Genomic DNA, 17,365 nt, shown 5'->3' on the forward strand with positions numbered 1-17,365 from the left:
AGGTTGGGATGTCCACACGCCGCAGGGTCGGCATCGCGGGGGCGATCGTCGGAACCGCGTCGGCGGGCGTGGCGGCTGCCGCCCTGGCCAAAAGGTACGCCGTGGGGCGCATCCGCCTCAGGCCCGACCTGGAGGCGAGCGAGCCCTTCGGCGAGCTGCGGGGCCGTCCGGCCATCGTGAAGACCTCCGACGGGGTCGAGTTGTACGCCGAGGTCGACGGGCCCGAGGACGCCGCGCTGACGGTCGTCTTCTGCCACGGCTACACGCTGAACCTCGACTCCTGGCACTACCAGCGCCGCGACCTGCGCCACACCCACCGCCTGGTCTTCTGGGACCAGCGCTGCCACGGCCGCTCCACGCGCACCCCCGCCGAGGACTGCACGATCGACCGCCTGGGCGCCGACCTGGCCGAGGTGCTGAAGACGCTGGTGCCGGGGCCGTGCGTGCTCGTGGGCCACTCCATGGGCGGCATGACGGTGATGGCCCTGGCCGACGCCCACCCCGAGCTGTTCGGCGACAAGGTGCGCGGCGTCGCGTTGATCTCCACCTCCGCCGGCAAGCTCGCCGAGATCACGCTCGGGCTGCCCGCCCTGATCTCCAAGGCCGTCCACTGGGCGGCGGCGCCCGCCGTCTCCATGTTGGGCCGCCGCGCCGCCCTCATCGACAAGGGCAGACAGGCGGGTAACGACGTGTCGTTCCTGGCGCTGCGCTTCCTCGGGTTCGGCGACCCGTCCTCGATCAGCCCGACGGTGGTCGACTTCGCCGAGTCGATGATCCGCTCCACGCCCACCGACGTCATCGCGGACTTCTACCCGGCGCTGATGTCCCACGACAAGCTGTCCGCGCTCGGCGTGCTGGACAAGGTGCCCACGGAGATCATCGTGGGCGCGAGCGACTGGCTGACCCCGCCCGACCACAGCAGGGCGATCAGCGCGGGCCTGCCCAGTGCCCGGCTGACCGTCATCGACGGCGCCTCCCACCTGGTGCCCCTGGAGAACCCCGAGACCGTGAACGAGACCCTGACCGAGCTGATCAAGCGCGCCGAGGACACCGGCGGCGGCTCCGCGGGGGCGGGGAGGGAGGCCGTATGACGCTTTCGCGGCACGTGCCCACGACCGAGGACATGCGCGCCCTGGGCGAGGAGCTCGCCCGGCTGCTCGGCCCCGGCGACCTGATGGTGCTGTCGGGGCCGCTCGGCGCCGGCAAGACCACGCTCGTGCAGGGCCTCGCCGAGGGCCTGAAGGTCCGCGGGCCGATCACCTCGCCGACGTTCGTGATCGCCCGGGTCCACCCCTCGCTGGCGGGCGGCCCCGCGCTGGTCCACGCCGACGCCTACCGCATCGGCGGCGCGCTGGAGGTCGACGACCTCGACCTCGACGCCTCCTTGGAGGACTCGGTGACCGTCGTCGAGTGGGGCGAGGGCCTGGTCGAAGGGTTGGCGGACGACCGGCTGGAGGTGTCCATCCGGCGCGGCGAGAGCGGCGAGGAGCGGTTCGTCGAGGTCCGCGGGGTCGGGGCGCGATGGAACGGTACCGGCGCCTCCCCGGATCGACCGCGTTCGCCGATCTAGACCGGTAACCTTGCCTGTCTTGACGCACTCCTGAGTTGTTGCGGATCATCGGTAATGAAGATCGTTCCGATGGATTGGCCTGTTAATTCTGGGTATGCAGGTTAGGTAAAGCCCAGGTGTGGTCGTATCGGGCGGGGTCGGATCGTACGGCGAAGTGGAGTGCGACGGTGCACAGGGTCGGGCGGGTCGCGGTGTCGGGTGCATTCCTTCTCTTAGGCGGGGTCGCGTGCACCGCCGAAGCCCAGACCGGCGCGGCTCCAACGCCGTCTCCAACGATCAGCAGGCAGGACATCCGCGTTCAGCTCGTGCCGGACAAAGTGCAGAGCGGGGCGTCGCGGTCGGTCCGCGTCCGGGCGTTCTGCCCCGTTCCCCAGGGCGGCACCGACTACCGCGCGACGGCGCGGTCCAACTCCTTCACCGGTGTCGTCACCCTCACCCAGCCGCCGCCGTCCACCCCCGCCGCGTCCTCCACGCCCGTCACCGCGGCGCCCTCGCCCGAGGTGCACGGCTTCGCGCTCGTCAACGAGGACGCCCGGCCCGGCCGCTACCAGGTCGACGTCAAGTGCGACGGCACCAACGACACCGGCAGGACCACGCTCACCCTCACCGCCCGCGCGACGCCCAAGCCCACCAGGACGCGCGTCGTGCCGAGCCGCGCGCCGAGGGCCGGAGGCGGTGGCACGGCGGCGAGCGCCGCGTCCGGGGACGAGCCTTCCGGCATCCCCACGGCCGTGACCGTCGTGGCGCTGCTCGCGGCACTCGGCGGCGGCGTCGCCCTGGCGCGGCACAACTCCAGGTCGCGCTGAGCCCCGAACGCGTCTCCTCCCGATGGCCGACACCCCCAAGTGGTTGAAGATCGTGGTGGCGGGGTTCGTCACCGGCACGGTCATGTACGCACTCACCGGCGGGCCGCGCAAGGAGGCCGAGGCGCCCCGGGTCACGGCCGCCGTCCCCAAACGGCTCGAGATCCCCTCGCTCGGCCTCAAGGCCCCGCTGATGAAGCTCGGGCTCGCCGATGACGGGGAGGTCGAGCTGCCGCCGTTCGAGAAGCCCTCGACGGCGGGCTGGTTCGACGAGAGCGTCGTCCCCGGCGACGACGGCCCCTCGGTGATCATCGGCCACGTCGACACCAAGACCGCCCCGGCCGTCTTCTACCGCCTCCGCGAGGTCAAGAAGGGCGCCGTCGTCAAGGTCCTCCGCAGCGACGGCAAAACCGCCCAGTACCGCGTCGAGTCGGTGGAGCAGATCTCCAAGGACCACTTCCCGTCGGAGCGCGTCTACGTGGACGACGGCCTCCGCCTGGTCACCTGCGGCGGCGTCTTCGACCGCAAAACGCACGAATATCAGGACAACGTGATCGTTTACGCGACGCTCGTGGCGCGGCCTTCGGACGCGTGAGGGAGGCGTTGAGGCCGGGTTCACGGGGCTCACTCGGCTCGGGCGGCGGTCGGACGCAACTAAGCTAGGCGTTTGTGCTGGTCTTGGCTTTCGATACTGCGACTCCGGCTGTCACCGCCGCGCTTCACGATGGTGAGCGCGTGCTCGCCGAGGTCACGACGGTTGACGCTCGCCGGCATGGTGAGCTGCTGATTCCGTCCGTGCGCGAGGTGCTGCGCGAGGCGGGGGCGGTGCTCAAGGACGTCACGGCGATCGTGGCCGGGTCGGGGCCTGGGCCGTACACCGGGCTGCGGGTCGGCCTGATGACCGCCCAGGCGCTGGCGTCCACCACGGGCGCCGCGGCGTACGGCCTGTGCACGCTGGACGTCCTCGCCTACGCGAGCGGGCTCTCCGAGCCGTTCCTCGTGGCGACGGACGCGCGGCGAAAAGAGGTGTTCTGGGCGCAGTACGCCGACATGCGCACGCGGGTCTCGGGGCCGTCGGTCGACCGGCCCGGGGACGTGCCCGGCGAGCTGCCCCTGGTGGGCGCGGGCGCGCGCATGCACGCCGGCGCGTTCGGCGAGGCACGCCTGGTGGAGGGCGCCCCCGAGTATCCCGGGGCCGGCGCCCTGGCCGCCCTGGCCGTCGAACGCCTGACGCTCATGGCCGCCGGTCATGCCCATCACGCCTCCACCGCCGGTGAGCCCGTCAGCGGCCACGGCACCGTGGCCGCTCTCGCGGACGACGACTCGGGGGACGCCGCCGGTTCGGGCACCGGTGACGCCGTGCTGACCCTGCCGCGGCCGATCTACCTGCGCCGTCCCGACGCCCGGGTGCCCGGCCCGCCGAAGAAGGTCACGGCGTGAGCCCGGCGGAGGGCCGCCGCCTGAGCGCGGCCACGCTGCGGCAGATGACCGAGGCCGACCTGCCCGCCGTCCTCGCCATCGAGCGCTCGACGTTCCCGCTCGACGCCTGGAGCGAGGGCATGCTGCGGGGCGAGCTGGCCGACCAGCCGCGCACCCGCCACTACGTCGTGGCCGTGGCCGGCGACGAGATCGTCGGGTACGCGGGCCTCGCGGCGGCGGCCGACCAGGCGGACGTGCAGACGATCGCGGTGCTCGCGGGCCACCAGCGGTCCGGCATCGGCAGCGCCATGCTGACCGAGCTGCTCGCCGAGGCGGCGCGCCGGGGCGTGACGGCGGTGTTCCTGGAGGTCCGCGCGGACAACCCGCCCGCGCAGGCGATGTACGAGCGCTTCGGGTTCGAGCGCATCGGCCTGCGCCGCGACTACTACGACGACGGAACCGACGCGATCATGATGATGAGGTCGCTGAACGGCCAGGGGGATGATCGAAATGGCTGACCTGCCCTTGGTGCTGGGCATCGAGACCTCGTGCGACGAGACCGGGGTCGGCATCGTGCGCGGGCAGACCCTGCTCGCCAACGCCGTCGCCTCCAGCGTCGAGGAGCACGCCCGGTTCGGCGGCGTCGTGCCCGAGGTGGCCTCGCGCGCCCACCTCGAGGCGATGACGCCGACGGTCGAGCGCGCCCTCGACCAGGCCGGGGTGCGGTTCGCCGACATCGACGCGGTGGCCGTGACGGCGGGCCCCGGGCTCGCGGGCGCGCTGCTGGTCGGCGTGGCCGCCGCCAAGGCGTACGCGGTGGGGCTCGGCGTGCCGCTGTACGGCGTGAACCACCTGGCCGCGCACGTCGCGGTGGACCAGCTCGAACACGGCCCGCTTCCCAAGCCGTCGATCGCGCTGCTGGTCTCCGGCGGCCACTCGTCGCTGCTGCTGGTGCCCGACGTCGCCAAGGACGTGATCTCGCTCGGCTCGACGGTGGACGACGCCGCGGGCGAGGCGTTCGACAAGGTGGCCCGGGTGCTCGGCCTGCCCTTCCCGGGCGGGCCCCACATCGACCGGGCCGCCGCGCAGGGGTCGGGGGCGGCGGTCGCGTTCCCGAGGGGCAAGTACGACGACGGCACGCTGGACTTCTCGTTCTCGGGCCTGAAGACCGCGGTCGCGCGCTGGGTCGAGGCCAAGGAGCGTGCGGGGGAGACGGTGCCGGTGGCCGACGTCGCCGCGTCCTTCCAGGAGGCCGTGGTCGACGTGCTGACCCGCAAGGCGTTGCAGGCGTGCCGCAAGTACGACGTTCAGGACCTGCTGATCGGCGGCGGCGTCGCGGCCAACTCCCGGCTGCGGGCGCTGGCCCAGGAGCGGTGCGACGCCGCCGGGGTGCGGCTGCGGGTGCCCCGGCCGGGGCTGTGCACGGACAACGGCGCCATGATCGCCGCGCTCGGGTCCGAGCTGGTCGCCGCGGGCATCGGCCCGTCCGCCCTGGACATCCCGGCCGACTCCTCCCTGCCGATCACGACCGTCCACATGTGATACGGCGGCTCGCGGTCAGTCCTTGACCGGGCGGGCGGGGCGTAGCAGGGCCTCGGCGAGGGCGAGCATCGTCTCCTCCAGGGCGCCGAGCCTGCGGGTGAGGTCGGTGCGGGCGGGCTGGACGACCTCGTTCACGGTCTGCGAGAGCTGGTCGCGGTCGGGGCGGGCCCGCACCAGGTCGACGAGCTCCGCGAGCGGGGGCAGGGACGCGACGGTCTCGGCGAGCTTCTCGTCGATGCGGTCGAACCGCTTGCCCTGGTCGCCCCCCTTCGCGTCGAGCAGCTCGCCGACGCGCTTGTGCACCTCGCCGACCTCCAGCAGCGCGGGGAGCTGGCCGACGCGCTGGTTGACGGCCTCCACGCGGTCGTCCACCATCTCCAGCCGCTCGTTGACGTCCTCGAAGCTCGCGCCGATGGTGCCGAAGCGCTCGTCGTGGCGCGACAGGGCGCCGTCGATGCCGGTGAACCGCTGGTCGAAGCCGGTGAGGCGGCCGTCCACGTCGGTGAGCCGCCGGTCGAGGCCGCTCAGCCCGTCGTCGACGCCGGTGAGCCGCTCGCCCAGGTCGTCCAGGACGGTGAGCCGGGCGTCGGAGGCCTCGACGCGCTCGTCCAGGCTGCGCAGCCGGGCGTCCACCGTGTCGAAGCGGCCGCGTACGGCGCCCAGGTGGCTGTCCACGTCGTCGAAGCGCCCGGGGACGGCCGCGAGCGTGCCGTCCATGCCGGCCAGGCGGGTCTCGACGCCGGCCACGCGCCCGTCCACCCCGTCGAGCCGGTCGCCGAGCCGCGTCTCGGCCGCCTCCAGCCTGGCGCTCATGTCGTCCAGCTTGCCGGCGAGCCGCTCGACCGTGCCGGTAAGGCGGTCGATCGCCGAGGGCAGGGTCTCCTCCAGGCCCTCGGTGAGGTCGAGGACGCCGCCCTCCAGCCGCTCGGTGCGCTGGGTGAGGTCGGTCAGCGCCTTGTCCAGGCGGGTGAACCGGCCGCCCGCGGCCTCCATGCTGGAGGCGAGCTGGTCCAGGCGGCGCGCGAACTCGCCGAGGCGCTCGGGGATCGCCTGGCCGCCGTCCAGGACGGCCTGGAGGCGTTTGAGGGCCTCGGCGACGCCCTCGCGCACCGTTGCGAGGTCGGTCCAGAGGCCGGACAGGTCGGCGATGGGCTTGACGCGGTCGCTGACGACCTCGATGCGGTCGCCGAGCCCGGCGAGGCGGTTGCCCACGCCGTCCACCCGGTCGCGCACGGCCTCGACGTGCTGGGCCAGGCCCTCCGCCCACACGGGGGGCCGGGTGGCGAGCTCGCCGAGCCGCCCGCTGACCCCCTCCAGCGCGCCGCTGAGGCCGCCGAGCTCGCGCTCGCGGACCTCGCGCAGCAGCCATTCCATGCCTTCGAGCCGTTGCCGGATCTCGTCGAGCACGGCCCCCTGGGTGCGCTGCTCGTAGACGTGGTCCTGGGCCGCCCGGGCGAGGAGCTCGCGCATCCTGTCGGAGATGGCGGTCTGGTCGCCCGCCTGGAGGAGGGTGTGGTTGGAGTGATCCACCGGAAGCTCCTTCACTCGCGGGCCGTCGGCCGCACGGCGGTGGGGTCGGTCCTGGTCGTCGTGGCACGACGAATAGTTGACGTAGTTGACGAATAAGGCGGGTCGGCGATCGATCCGGCCAAAATCCCGCGCTGGCCAACTGTAGTGGCTCGGCCGAAGACTTTCGGGGCCGACTTTAAAACTTCGTGATTATGGTGGGTTTGGCGGGTTGTGAAACGTTTGCGCAGGTCAGAGCGGTCGGCGGGTGAGTCGAACGCCGGTCGGTTAGCGTGCCTCAGGCCGGTTGGCAGATGAACGCGAAAGGATGCGTGCCGATGCGAGTAAGGGCAACAACACACGATTTGTCGCCAGAAAGGCGGAGGTCTTTTCGCAGCCGCTCCAGGTCCAGCGCGGAGCCGCGCTTCTTCAGCGTCACCGTGCCGATCCGGCGCTCGCGCAGCGCCGCGCGCAGGCGCTTCAGCGAGAAGGGCAGCGTCTCCAGCACCTCGTACCGCGTCGCCCACGGCGTGCGGACGGGCGCGTCGCCGGTGATGTAGGCGATCTGCGGGTCGATCAGGTGGCCGTCCACCAGGGCGGCGACCTCGGCCACCAGATGCGCGCGGATCGCGGCGCCGTCCGGCTCGTACAGGTACCGCGCGACGGGGCCGTGCCCGGCGGGCCCCAGCGAGGGGTCGGCGGTGAGCGTCTCGCCGGACGGCAGCATCGTCGCCCGGCCGCCGGGGCGCGCGGCGAGGGCGCCGGTCCACAGGACGGCCTCCTTGACCTCGCCCCGGTAGGACACCCACTCGGCCTCGGCGCCCTCGGGGATCAGCTCGTACGGGATGCCGGGCGCGACCTTCAGGCAGGCCGCCCCCGCCCGCGCCACCAGGTCCAGCACGACCGGCCACGGCGGGGAGTAGGCCATCGGGTCGAACACGCGCCTGCCGGTCGAGCGCCGCGCCGGGTCGGCGAACAGCACGTCGTAGGCTTCTGGCTCGATCTCGGACGCCTCGCCCCGCCGGACGGTGACGCGGTCCGCGAGGCCCAGCGCGGCGGCGTTGGCCCGCGCCACCTCCACGGTGAGCGGGTCGAGGTCCACGGCGTCCACCCGGCAGCCGGCGCGGGCCAGGGCGATCAGGTCGCCGCCGATGCCGCAGCAGGCGTCCGCCACCCGCGTGCCGGGCGCGAAGCGGCGGGCGCGGTGGGCGGCGACCTCGGCGCGGGTGGCCTGCTCCAGGCCGTCGGGGGTGAAGTACATGCGCGCGGCGTCCTCGCCGAACTTCACGACCCCGCGCGCCCGCAACCGGGCCTGCGTGAGGGCCGCGCCGGTGAGCGCCGCGTCATGGCTCTTCCTCAGCCGGCTCGCCGCCACGACCGGATCCGCGCCCTCCGCCACCGCCGCCTCGGCCTCGCCGAGCGCCTCCTGCCCATGCGGCGTCAGCAACTCGCGAAAAGCATCAAGCTCCACGCGTACTGACGCTAGCGCGCCCCGCGCATGGCGAGGCCCACAGCCCCGGACCTGGACCGTGGGCGTGCCCGCACGCCTCGCGACCGGAGATCGCGCCATAAATACAGACATTGTGGGCGAGACGTGCGGCGTGTTCGCGCGAGGGGGAAAGCGTTCTGAGCTGGGGCGGCCTGTCCGTGTTGACTGTGTCGGCGGCCTTGCATACTGTTCAGTGTTGGCACTCGACCATTGAGAGTGCCAAGACGAAAATGCGACGAGGCAGGTCTGACACCCGCGACGGCAGGCCGCTGGTCGCCTCTTCAGCCATCAACGCATTCTGAAGGGGAGGTCCGATCGTGACGACCGCCACCAAGGTTCCCGTTAAGCCGCTCGGCGACCGCATCGTGGTCCAGCCGCTTGAGGCCGAGCAGACGACCGCTTCCGGTCTGGTCATCCCGGACACCGCCAAGGAGAAGCCGCAGGAGGGCAAGGTCCTCGCGGTGGGCCCCGGCAACTGGGACGAGGACGGCGAGAAGCGTATTCCGCTCGACGTCAAGGAAGGGGACGTCGTCCTCTACAGCAAGTACGGCGGTACCGAGGTCAAGTACGGCGGCGAGGAGTACCTCGTGCTCTCCGCCCGTGACGTTCTCGCGATCATCGAGAAGTAAAGCCCGGAGCGCGCGAGCGACTACCAGTCCGGAGCCTTACAAAATACGCGTGTCATGCCCCGGGTCCTGTAACTGAGGCCCCGGGGCCTCTGATGCTGAGAGGACCTTAAATGCCCAAGATCCTGGAGTTCGACGAGGACGCGCGGCGCGCTCTCGAGCGCGGCGTGAACGCTCTCGCGGACGCGGTCAAGGTGACCCTCGGGCCGCGCGGCCGGAACGTCGTCATCGACAAGAAGTTCGGCGCCCCCACCATCACGAACGACGGCGTGACGATCGCCCGTGAGGTGGAGCTCGACAGGCCGTACGAGAACCTCGGCGCCCAGCTCGCCAAGGAAGTGGCGACCAAGACCAACGACGTCGCGGGTGACGGCACCACCACCGCCACCGTCCTGGCCCAGGCCATGGTGCGCGAGGGCCTGCGCAACGTCGCGGCCGGCGCCTCCCCGCTCTCGCTGAAGCGCGGCATCGACCTGGCCGCCCGCGCCGTCAGCGACCGCCTCCTCGAGCGCTCCCGCCCGGTCGAGGACAAGAAGGAGATCGCCAATGTGGCCACGATCTCCGCGCAGGACGCCAAGATCGGCGAGCTCATCGCCGAGGCGTTCGACAAGGTGGGCAAGGACGGTGTGATCACCGTCGAAGAGTCCAACACCATGGGCCTGGAGCTGGAGTTCACCGAAGGGCTCCAGTTCGACAAGGGCTACCTGTCGCCGTACATGGTGACCGACCCCGAGCGCATGGAGGCCGTGCTCGAGGACGGGTTCGTGCTGCTGCACAGCGGCAAGATCTCCTCGATCGCCGAGTTCCTCCCGCTGCTGGAGAAGGTCGCCCAGACCAAGAAGCCGCTGTTCGTGGTCGCCGAGGACGTCGAGGGCGAGGCCCTGGCCGTCCTGGTCACCAACAAGATCCGCGGCACGTTCACCTCCGTCGCGGTCAAGGCGCCCGGCTTCGGCGACCGCCGCAAGGCCATGCTGCAGGACATCGCGATCCTCACCGGCGGCCAGGTGGTCTCCGAGGAGCTCGGCCTCAAGCTCGACAACGTCGGCACCGAGGTGCTCGGCAGCGCCCGTCGCATCGTGGTCACCAAGGACAACACGACCATCGTCGACGGCGCCGGCGACCCGCAGGCGATCGCCGACCGCGTCCGTGAGATCCAGTACGCCATCGAGCAGACCGACTCCGACTGGGACCGCGAGAAGCTCCAGGAGCGCCTCGCCAAGCTGTCCGGGGGCATCTGCATCCTCCGCGTCGGCGCGGCCACCGAGGTCGAGCTCAAGGAGAAGAAGCACCGTCTCGAGGACGCGATCTCCGCGACCCGCGCCGCGATCGAGGAGGGCATCGTCTCCGGCGGTGGCTCCGCGCTCGTCCACCTGTCCAAGGACCTCGACGACCTCGGCCTGACCGGGGACGAGGCCACCGGCGTCTCCATCGTCCGCCGCTCGCTGGTCGAGCCGGCCCGCTGGATCGCCGAGAACGCCGGCCACGAGGGCTACGTCGTCACCGCGAAGATCAGCGAGCTGCCCGTCGGCCACGGCCTCAACGCCGCGACCGGCGAGTACGGCGACCTGGTGGCCCAGGGCGTCATCGACCCGGTGAAGGTCACCCGCTCGGCCGTGCAGAACGCCGCGTCCATCGCCGGCATGCTGCTCACCACCGAGGTCCTCGTGGTCGACAAGCCCGAGGAGGAGGCCCCGGCCGCCGGCGGCCAGGGTCACGGGCACGGCCACGGCCACTGAGCCCGGCCCTCGCCCCGGTACGGCTCCGAGTACGGCTCGCGTCCTCACGGACGCGGGCCGTACTTTTTGTTGAATCGATTTTCGCGTCCGCGGATTTGACGCCGAGGTAAACCGATCGGCGGGCCGGGGCGTCAGCCGAGGCCCCTCGCGAGCAGGCGCGACATCTGACGAATATCCCGCGAATTCGGGTGCGCGAGTGAAATGCGCAAACGTGGCTGTGTGCGTTTGATTACCCTGCGTTATCGTCGCGTCAATGTGACCAATCCGTATCCGTTCACCATGACGACATGCGCGATCGTGGCGGGCATCATGCCTAACGTGACCGAGGGATGCGTCGCCGACGCCAAGACTGGGGTAAGGCTTGCGACGAGATCGGACGAGTCCGACCTCAGGGATCTGACGAGCCTTGCCGTACAGGGGGATCGCACCGCGATCGAAACATTGCTGGGGCAGTTGCGCCCGATGGTGGTGCGCTATTGCCGTGCTCGATTGGGCCGGGTGTCCGGTCATTACCACATAGCCGACGACGTGGCCCAGGAAGTCTGCATCGCGGTGCTGGCGGCCCTGCCGCGCTACCGTGACATGGGCCGCCCGTTCGCTTCCTTCGTGTTCGGCATCGCCTCCCACAAGGTCGCGGACGCCCTGCGCAGCTCGGTCCGCTCGGCCGTGCCGACGCAGGACCTTCCGGACGGACCGGACCAGGGGCCGGGGCCGGAGGAGACCGTCGTCCGCTACATCGAGGCGGCGCACGCCCGGGAGCTGCTCTCCCGGCTTCCCGAGAACCAGCGCGAACTGATCATTTTGCGGGTGGTCTCGGGACTGTCGGCCGAGGAGACGGGTAACGTACTCGGTATGTCACCAGGTGCGGTTCGCGTCGCCCAGCATCGGGCGCTGGCAAGGCTTCGGGCGATGGCCGACATGGAGTCGATAGCTTGACCGCTGTCCATCCGGCGCGTTCGCTACGAAAACGCGGGGCCGAGACCGACCCCCGGGTGCTCAGCACGGACGCGATCATCGACGCGCTCGCGCGCCGCGAGGCGACCGGCGAGCAGGACGATGCCGTGGTGAGCCTGCTGCGCGCCCTCACCGAGGACGTCGATCAGCGGCTCTCTTCGGTGTCGATCACCCCGTCGACGTAGCCCCGGGCGTACTCCCAGGTGACGTAGTCGGCGGGGTCGGGCTCGAAGGCGGGCTCGTGCACCTGTGGACGGCCGTGGTCGATCATCTGCCGCAGGTTGCCGCGCAGCAGATCCCAGTCGAAGTAATGCTGCTCGCCGCATTCCGGGCAGTCGAGCACGAGCCCGAGCACGCCCTGCGGCTCCAGCAGGGAGCGGAAGACCTCCACGTCGGCGAGGTCGGTGAGCGCCTCGTCGCGCTCGGCCAAGGTCAGCGGCTCGGAGTCGTCGAGCTCGCCCAGCGCCGACGCGGGGTCGTTCGGGTCGTCCGCGAAGGGATCGCGGGGGACGTCTTCCAGCACGCATTCCACCTTATGACCCCCACCTACCCTGATGAGGGCAAGTGGGTGGGGAACCAGTAAGCCGACCTACCTTGGCGAGGGCCGCCCGTTGGCAAGCGGTGACCGAGCGGTCGCCGCCAGGTTATCCACAGGACCGCAATGGCCGTGACCAGCGGGACACTAAACTGACTGCGGGGGCCGGCGCCTTACCCCATCTTCAGCGCGCCATGGCAGGAGGGTCGTAGATGGCCAAGTTCACCGAACCGGGGCTCACGTTCGACGACGTGCTCCTGGTGCCCGCGTATTCCGACCTGCAGCCGGGTGAGGCCGACACCACCACCCGCCTGTCCAGGTCGATCACCCTGCGCATCCCGCTGGTGTCCGCCGCGATGGACACCGTCACCGAGGCGCGCATGGCCGTGGCGATGGCGCGGCAGGGCGGGCTCGGCGTGCTCCACCGCAACCTGTCCATCGCCGACCAGGCCCAGCAGGCCGATCTGGTCAAGCGCTCCGAGGCCGGCATGGTCACCCACCCCGTGACCTGCGCGCCCGGCCACACCCTCGCCGACGTCGAGGCCCTGTGCGCCGAGTACCGCATCTCCGGCGTCCCGGTCACCGACGAGCACGGCGTCCTGGTGGGCATCGTGACCAACCGCGACATGCGCTTCGAGAGCGACCTCAGCCGCCCGGTGCACGAGGTCATGACCTCGATGCCTCTGATCACGGCCCCGGTCGGCGTGTCCCGCGACGAGGCGTTCCGCCTGCTGCGCCACAACAAGGTCGAGAAGCTCCCGATCGTCGACCCGGACGGCAGGCTGCGCGGCCTCATCACGGTCAAAGATTTCACCAAGAGCGAGCAATATCCCTTCGCGACCAAGGACGCCGACGGCCGCCTGGTCGTCGGGGCGGCCGTCGGGGTCGCGGGCGACGCCGAGCAGCGCGCGATGGCCCTGATCGACGCCGGTGTGGACGTCATCGTCGTCGACACCGCCCACGGCCACTCGCGCGGCGTGTGCGACATGATCGCCAAGATCAAGGCGAACGGCCGGGTCGACGTCATCGGCGGCAACGTCGCCACGCGGGCGGGCGCGCAGGCGCTGATCGACGCGGGCGCCGACGCCGTCAAGGTCGGGGTCGGCCCCGGCTCCATCTGCACCACCCGCGTCGTGGCGGGCGTCGGCGCGCCGCAGGTCACCGCGATCCACGAGGCGTCCCTGGCCTGCGGTCCGGCCGGCGTGCCGGTGATCGGCGACGGCGGCCTCCAGTACTCCGGGGACATCGCCAAGGCTCTGGCCGCCGGCGCCAACACCGTGATGCTGGGCTCGCTGCTGGCAGGGTGCGAGGAGTCGCCCGGTGAGCTGATCTTCATCAACGGCAAGCAGTTCAAGTCCTACCGGGGCATGGGCTCGCTGGGCGCGGTGCGCAACCGCGAGCGCGGCGGCTCCTTCAGCAAGGACCGCTACGCCCAGGAGGCCGTCTCCGGCGAGGACAAGTTCATCCCCGAGGGCATCGAGGGCCAGGTGCCCTACCGCGGCCCGGTGGCCGCCGTCGCCCACCAGCTCGTCGGCGGCCTGCGCCAGGGCATGTGGTACGCCGGCGCCCGCACGATCGACCAGCTCCACGAGAACGCCATGCTGATGCCGATCACCGCGGCCGGCCTCAAAGAGAGCCACCCCCACGACATCCAGATGACCGTGGAGGCGCCGAACTACCACGGGCGCTGAGCCCCCGGCCGTACGGGCGGCCCGCCGAGGTGACGCGATCTCGGACGGGCGCCCCGCGCCGGACATGACGGCATCCACCCCGGGAAGAAGCCAAGGGGGGTGCCGCCCGTCCGTTGCCGGTGCGCCGAGCCAGGACATATCCACCACGAGCAATCGGTTTTCCAGACGACGGGAACGACGAAAAGCATGACTCAGGTAGAAATCGGGCGTGGCAAGAGCGGGCGCCGGGGCTACGCGCTGGACGAGATCGGCATCGTGCCCTCGCGGCGCACCCGTGACCCCGAGGAGGTCTCGATCTCCTGGCAGATCGACGCCTACCGCTTCGACCTGCCCGTCGTGGTGAGCCCGATGGACAGCGTGGTCTCGCCGAAGACGGCGATCGAGATCGGGCGGCTCGGCGGCCTCGCCGTGCTCGACCTGGAAGGGCTCTGGACCCGCTACGAGGACCCCTCGTCGCTGCTGTCGGAGGTCGCCGAGCTGCGCGGGGAGGCCGCGACCAAGCGCCTCCAGGAGATCTACTCCGCGCCGATCAGCGACGAGCTCATCGGCCGCCGCATCGAGGAGATCAGGTCCGCCGGCGTGACCACCGCCGCCCGGCTGTCCCCGCAGCGCACCGCGCAGCACTACAAGGCCGTGATCGACGCCGGGGCCGACATCTTCGTCATCCGCGGCACCACGGTCTCGGCCGAGCACGTCTCCGGCCGCGCCGAGCCGCTGAACCTCAAGCAGTTCATCTACGAGCTGGACGTCCCGGTGATCGTCGGCGGCTGCGCCACCTACACCGCCGCCCTCCACCTCATGCGCACCGGCGCGGCGGGCGTGCTCGTGGGCTTCGGCGGCGGCTCGGGCCACACCACCCGCACGGTGCTGGGCGTGGCCGTCCCGATGGCCACGGCGATCGGCGACGTCGCGGCCGCGCGCCGCGACTACCTGGACGAGTCGGGCGGCCGGTACGTCCACGTCATCGCCGACGGCGGCATGACCAGCTCCGGCGACATCGCCAAGGCGATCGCCTGCGGGTCCGACGCGGTCATGGTGGGCTCCCCGCTCGCCCGGGCGGCCGAGGCCCCGGGCCGGGGGCACCACTGGGGCTCGGAGGCGCACCACGGCGAGTTGCCGCGCGGCGCCCGCGTGGAGGTCGGCACCATCGGCACGATGGCGCAGATCCTGCACGGCCCGTCCAGCGTCGCCGACGGCTCGATGAACCTGATGGGCGCCCTGCGCCGCACGATGGCCACGGCGGGCTACTCCGACCTGAAGGAGTTCCAGCGCGTCGAGGTCGTCGTCGCCCCGCACCCCCACTGACCTTCTTCGGCCCCAGGCCCCGCCGCACAGGGGCCTGGGGGAGCCGGTCAGCCGAGCCAGGCGCCCCGGCGCATCACGGAGTGGACGGTCAGGTCGTCGTCGAGGACGACCAGGTCGGCGTCCTTGCCCACGGCGATGGAGCCGACGCGGTCGTCCACGCCGAGGACGCGCGCGGGCGTCAGTGAGGCCATGACGGACGCCTCGGCGATCGGCAGGCCGACCCGCTCGACGGTGCGCCGGAAGGCGACGTCCATGGTCAGCGTGCTGCCCGCGATGGCCCCGCCCTCGACCAGGCGCGCGGTGCCGCCGGAGACCTCGACCTCCATGGAGCCGAGCCGGTAGACACCGTCGCCCATGCCGGTGGCCCCCATGGCGTCGGTGATCAGCGCGGTGCGGCCGGTGCCCGCGACGCCGTGCGCGAGCCCCACCATCGCGGGGTGCACGTGCACGCCGTCGTTGATCAGCTCGACCGTGACCCGCTCGTCCTGGAGCAGCGCCGCCATCGGCCCGGGGTCGCGGTGGTGGAGCGGGGGCAGCGCGTTGTAGAGGTGGGTGGCGACGGTGCAGCCCGCGTCGATCGCCGCGCGCGCCTGGTCGTAGGTCGAGTCGCTGTGCCCGAGCGCGGCGATCACGCCTTCCGACACGGCCGCGCGGACGGTGTCGAGCCCGCCGGGCAGCTCGGGGGCGAGGGTGAGCATGCGCACGTGGCCGCGCCCGGCCTTGAGCAGGTCCGCCAGCTCCGCCGTGGAGGGGTCGCGCAGCAGCGCGGGGTTGTGCGCCCCGCAGCGGGACCGGGCGATGTAGGGCCCCTCGAAGTGGATGCCGGCCAGCAGCCCGTCGTCGCACAGGTCGGCGAGGGCGGAGGTCGCGCGGGCGAGGTCCGGCAGCGCGGCGGTGACCAGGCTCGCCATGATGGTCGTCGTGCCGTGCCGGGCGTGGAAGGCGGCGATCCGCCGAGCCTCCTCCTGGTCGCCCGAGGGGAAGGAACCCCCGGCCCCGCCGTGGGTGTGGATGTCGACGAAGCCGGGGACGACGTGCCGTCCGGCGAGGCTGTGCCCGTCGCGAGGGGCCCGCCCGTGCCCGATGTGGGTGAAGCGGCCGTCCTCGATGGTGATCCAGCCCTCGTGCACGCCGCCGGGGGTGACGACGCGGGCGTCGGCGAGTGTGATGCTCATGAGGACAGGATCACAGATCGGTTCAGGTGGAGCGGACGGCCGGGGTCCGGTCCGCGGGCGTGCGCGCGGGCCACGGCGACCCCCTCCATCTCGGACGCGGTGTGCCCTGCCACGCGACCTCCTGGATTGCCGGGTTCTGCATTTTGTATAGCATTATCGAGCAGAATTGTGCAGTGCCAGACCGAGCGGCCACCGGCGCGGTGAGAGGCGGCGTTCATGTGCCACGCTTTGTGCCCATGAGCCGGTATGAACGCTGGAACGCCCTCCTGGAGCTTCTCGCTCACCAGGGGCGGCTGACGGTCGAGGAGGCCGCCGAGACGCTCGACGTGTCCACGGCGACGATCCGGCGCGACTTCGACGAGCTCGCCCAGCAGCAGATGCTCATGCGCACCCGTGGCGGCGCCGTCGCGCAGAGCGTCAGCTACGACCTCCCGCTGCGCTACAAGACGGCCAGGCACGCGGGGGAGAAACAGCGCATCGCCGAGGCGGCGGCCGAGCTGGTGCCGTCCGGCGGCGTCGTCGGCCTGAACGGCGGCACCACGACCTCCGAGGTCGCGAGGACGCTGGCCGCGCGCGCCGACCCGGGCGCCCGGCTCACGGTGGTGACCAACGCCCTCAACATCGCGGCCGAGCTGACCGTGCGGCAGAACGTCAAGCTGGTCGTGACGGGCGGCGTGGCGCGGCCGCAGTCGTACGAGCTGATCGGCCCGCTGTCGTCGGGGGTGCTGGAGCAGGTGACGCTGGACATCGCCTTCCTCGGGGTGGACGGCATCGACGCCGAGGCCGGCGCCTTCGCCCACCACGAGGGCGAGGCCAGCGTGAACAACCTGCTGATCGGCCGGGCGGCGCGCGTCGTGGCCGTCGCCGACGCCTCCAAGATCGGCCGCCGGGCCTTCGCCAAGATCTGCGGCATCGACCGCATCCACACGCTGATCACCGACGCCGGGCTCTCGGACGCCGCGGCGGGCGCGTTCGGCGACCGGGGCGTCCAGGTGCTCCGGGTGTGATCGGGGC

Annotated in this window: 18 protein-coding genes; 14 read left to right on the forward strand and 4 right to left on the reverse strand. The window is 71.7% G+C overall.

Annotated features, from left to right (window positions below):
• Window positions 1–8: 8 nt before the first annotated feature.
• The 7 genes from DQ384_RS32870 (at window position 9) to tsaD (ending at window position 5,334) form a co-directional block, all read left to right on the forward strand.
• Window positions 9–1,091, forward strand: coding sequence for an alpha/beta fold hydrolase (locus DQ384_RS32870; RefSeq protein ID WP_114032774.1), 1,083 nt, complete (start codon window positions 9–11; stop codon window positions 1,089–1,091).
• A complete protein-coding gene (tsaE, locus tag DQ384_RS32875; protein WP_114032775.1) occupies window positions 1,088–1,570 on the forward strand; it encodes a tRNA (adenosine(37)-N6)-threonylcarbamoyltransferase complex ATPase subunit type 1 TsaE in 483 nt (160 codons plus the stop codon). The genes DQ384_RS32870 and tsaE overlap by 4 nt, the downstream gene beginning before the upstream one ends.
• A 305-nt stretch (window positions 1,571–1,875) precedes the next feature.
• Window positions 1,876–2,376 (forward strand): hypothetical protein, encoded by a 501-nt coding sequence (locus tag DQ384_RS32880; protein ID WP_114032776.1) that lies wholly within the window; start codon window positions 1,876–1,878, stop codon window positions 2,374–2,376.
• Window positions 2,377–2,398: 22 nt separating this feature from the next.
• Window positions 2,399–2,968: a class F sortase gene (locus DQ384_RS32885; RefSeq protein ID WP_114032777.1), complete on the forward strand. Its 570-nt coding sequence runs from the start codon at window positions 2,399–2,401 to the stop codon at window positions 2,966–2,968.
• Window positions 2,969–3,042: 74 nt separating this feature from the next.
• Window positions 3,043–3,813, forward strand: a complete 771-nt coding sequence (tsaB, locus tag DQ384_RS32890; RefSeq protein WP_114032778.1) for a tRNA (adenosine(37)-N6)-threonylcarbamoyltransferase complex dimerization subunit type 1 TsaB — start codon at window positions 3,043–3,045, stop codon at window positions 3,811–3,813.
• 44 nt (window positions 3,814–3,857) lie between these two features.
• Window positions 3,858–4,310 (forward strand): ribosomal protein S18-alanine N-acetyltransferase, encoded by a 453-nt coding sequence (gene rimI, locus DQ384_RS32895; RefSeq protein ID WP_181871554.1) that lies wholly within the window; start codon window positions 3,858–3,860, stop codon window positions 4,308–4,310.
• A complete protein-coding gene (gene tsaD / locus DQ384_RS32900; RefSeq protein ID WP_181871550.1) occupies window positions 4,303–5,334 on the forward strand; it encodes a tRNA (adenosine(37)-N6)-threonylcarbamoyltransferase complex transferase subunit TsaD in 1,032 nt (343 codons plus the stop codon). Before rimI ends, tsaD begins: the two co-directional genes overlap by 8 nt.
• Before the next feature lie 15 nt (window positions 5,335–5,349).
• On the opposite strand, the gene DQ384_RS32905 is transcribed toward tsaD, so the two are convergent.
• Both DQ384_RS32905 and DQ384_RS32910 read right to left on the reverse strand, forming a co-directional pair.
• A complete protein-coding gene (locus DQ384_RS32905; RefSeq protein WP_147268977.1) occupies window positions 5,350–6,864 on the reverse strand; it encodes a coiled-coil domain-containing protein in 1,515 nt (504 codons plus the stop codon).
• Between the two features lie 274 nt (window positions 6,865–7,138).
• A complete protein-coding gene (locus DQ384_RS32910) occupies window positions 7,139–8,311 on the reverse strand; it encodes a class I SAM-dependent methyltransferase (RefSeq protein ID WP_245966942.1) in 1,173 nt (390 codons plus the stop codon).
• A 335-nt stretch (window positions 8,312–8,646) separates the two neighbouring features.
• Between DQ384_RS32910 and groES the strand changes: the two genes are divergently transcribed.
• The 4 genes from groES (at window position 8,647) to DQ384_RS40610 (ending at window position 11,830) form a co-directional block, all read left to right on the forward strand.
• Window positions 8,647–8,958, forward strand: coding sequence for a co-chaperone GroES (gene groES, locus DQ384_RS32915; protein ID WP_055482820.1), 312 nt, complete (start codon window positions 8,647–8,649; stop codon window positions 8,956–8,958).
• 110 nt (window positions 8,959–9,068) lie between these two features.
• Window positions 9,069–10,691, forward strand: coding sequence for a chaperonin GroEL (gene groL, locus DQ384_RS32920; RefSeq protein ID WP_114032782.1), 1,623 nt, complete (start codon window positions 9,069–9,071; stop codon window positions 10,689–10,691).
• Between the two features lie 309 nt (window positions 10,692–11,000).
• Window positions 11,001–11,627 carry a sigma-70 family RNA polymerase sigma factor gene (locus tag DQ384_RS32925; protein WP_114032844.1) on the forward strand — a complete coding sequence of 209 codons (627 nt, stop codon included), beginning with the start codon at window positions 11,001–11,003 and terminating at the stop codon, window positions 11,625–11,627.
• Window positions 11,624–11,830, forward strand: coding sequence for a hypothetical protein (locus DQ384_RS40610; RefSeq protein ID WP_147268978.1), 207 nt, complete (start codon window positions 11,624–11,626; stop codon window positions 11,828–11,830). Before DQ384_RS32925 ends, DQ384_RS40610 begins: the two co-directional genes overlap by 4 nt.
• Here the strand turns inward: DQ384_RS40610 and DQ384_RS32930 are convergent.
• Window positions 11,791–12,168: a DUF5319 domain-containing protein gene (locus DQ384_RS32930; RefSeq protein WP_114032783.1), complete on the reverse strand. Its 378-nt coding sequence runs from the start codon at window positions 12,166–12,168 to the stop codon at window positions 11,791–11,793. The two genes, DQ384_RS40610 and DQ384_RS32930, sit on opposite strands and share 40 nt — an antisense overlap.
• 224 nt (window positions 12,169–12,392) lie before the next feature.
• Between DQ384_RS32930 and guaB the strand changes: the two genes are divergently transcribed.
• Both guaB and DQ384_RS32940 read left to right on the forward strand, forming a co-directional pair.
• The gene (gene guaB / locus DQ384_RS32935; RefSeq protein WP_114032784.1) at window positions 12,393–13,871 is read left to right on the forward strand and encodes an IMP dehydrogenase; all 1,479 of its coding nucleotides are present in this window, start codon (window positions 12,393–12,395) and stop codon (window positions 13,869–13,871) included.
• A 186-nt stretch (window positions 13,872–14,057) separates the two neighbouring features.
• Window positions 14,058–15,176: a GuaB3 family IMP dehydrogenase-related protein gene (locus DQ384_RS32940; RefSeq protein ID WP_114032785.1), complete on the forward strand. Its 1,119-nt coding sequence runs from the start codon at window positions 14,058–14,060 to the stop codon at window positions 15,174–15,176.
• 47 nt (window positions 15,177–15,223) lie between these two features.
• Here DQ384_RS32940 and nagA read toward each other — a convergent pair whose 3' ends face one another.
• A complete protein-coding gene (gene nagA, locus DQ384_RS32945; RefSeq protein ID WP_114032786.1) occupies window positions 15,224–16,351 on the reverse strand; it encodes an N-acetylglucosamine-6-phosphate deacetylase in 1,128 nt (375 codons plus the stop codon).
• 236 nt (window positions 16,352–16,587) lie between these two features.
• Here nagA and DQ384_RS32950 point away from each other — a divergent pair, with 236 nt between their 5' ends.
• Window positions 16,588–17,358, forward strand: coding sequence for a DeoR/GlpR family DNA-binding transcription regulator (locus tag DQ384_RS32950; RefSeq protein ID WP_114032787.1), 771 nt, complete (start codon window positions 16,588–16,590; stop codon window positions 17,356–17,358).
• The last annotated feature ends 7 nt before the right edge of the window (window positions 17,359–17,365 follow it).

It is taken from the genome of Sphaerisporangium album, assembly GCF_003323745.1.
Lineage (GTDB): Bacteria > Actinomycetota > Actinomycetes > Streptosporangiales > Streptosporangiaceae > Sphaerisporangium > Sphaerisporangium album.

Coding starts and splice junctions, on each gene's coding strand:
- DQ384_RS32870 (WP_114032774.1), top strand. CDS start 9: ATGTCCACACGCCGCAGGGTCGGCATCGCGGGGGCGATCGTCGGAACC.
- tsaE (WP_114032775.1), top strand. CDS start 1,088: ATGACGCTTTCGCGGCACGTGCCCACGACCGAGGACATGCGCGCCCTG.
- DQ384_RS32885 (WP_114032777.1), top strand. CDS start 2,399: ATGGCCGACACCCCCAAGTGGTTGAAGATCGTGGTGGCGGGGTTCGTC.
- rimI (WP_181871554.1), top strand. CDS start 3,858: ATGACCGAGGCCGACCTGCCCGCCGTCCTCGCCATCGAGCGCTCGACG.
- tsaD (WP_181871550.1), top strand. CDS start 4,303: ATGGCTGACCTGCCCTTGGTGCTGGGCATCGAGACCTCGTGCGACGAG.
- groL (WP_114032782.1), top strand. CDS start 9,069: ATGCCCAAGATCCTGGAGTTCGACGAGGACGCGCGGCGCGCTCTCGAG.
- DQ384_RS32925 (WP_114032844.1), top strand. CDS start 11,001: ATGCCTAACGTGACCGAGGGATGCGTCGCCGACGCCAAGACTGGGGTA.
- guaB (WP_114032784.1), top strand. CDS start 12,393: ATGGCCAAGTTCACCGAACCGGGGCTCACGTTCGACGACGTGCTCCTG.
- DQ384_RS32940 (WP_114032785.1), top strand. CDS start 14,058: ATGACTCAGGTAGAAATCGGGCGTGGCAAGAGCGGGCGCCGGGGCTAC.
- nagA (WP_114032786.1), bottom strand. CDS start 16,351: ATGAGCATCACACTCGCCGACGCCCGCGTCGTCACCCCCGGCGGCGTG.
- DQ384_RS32950 (WP_114032787.1), top strand. CDS start 16,588: ATGAGCCGGTATGAACGCTGGAACGCCCTCCTGGAGCTTCTCGCTCAC.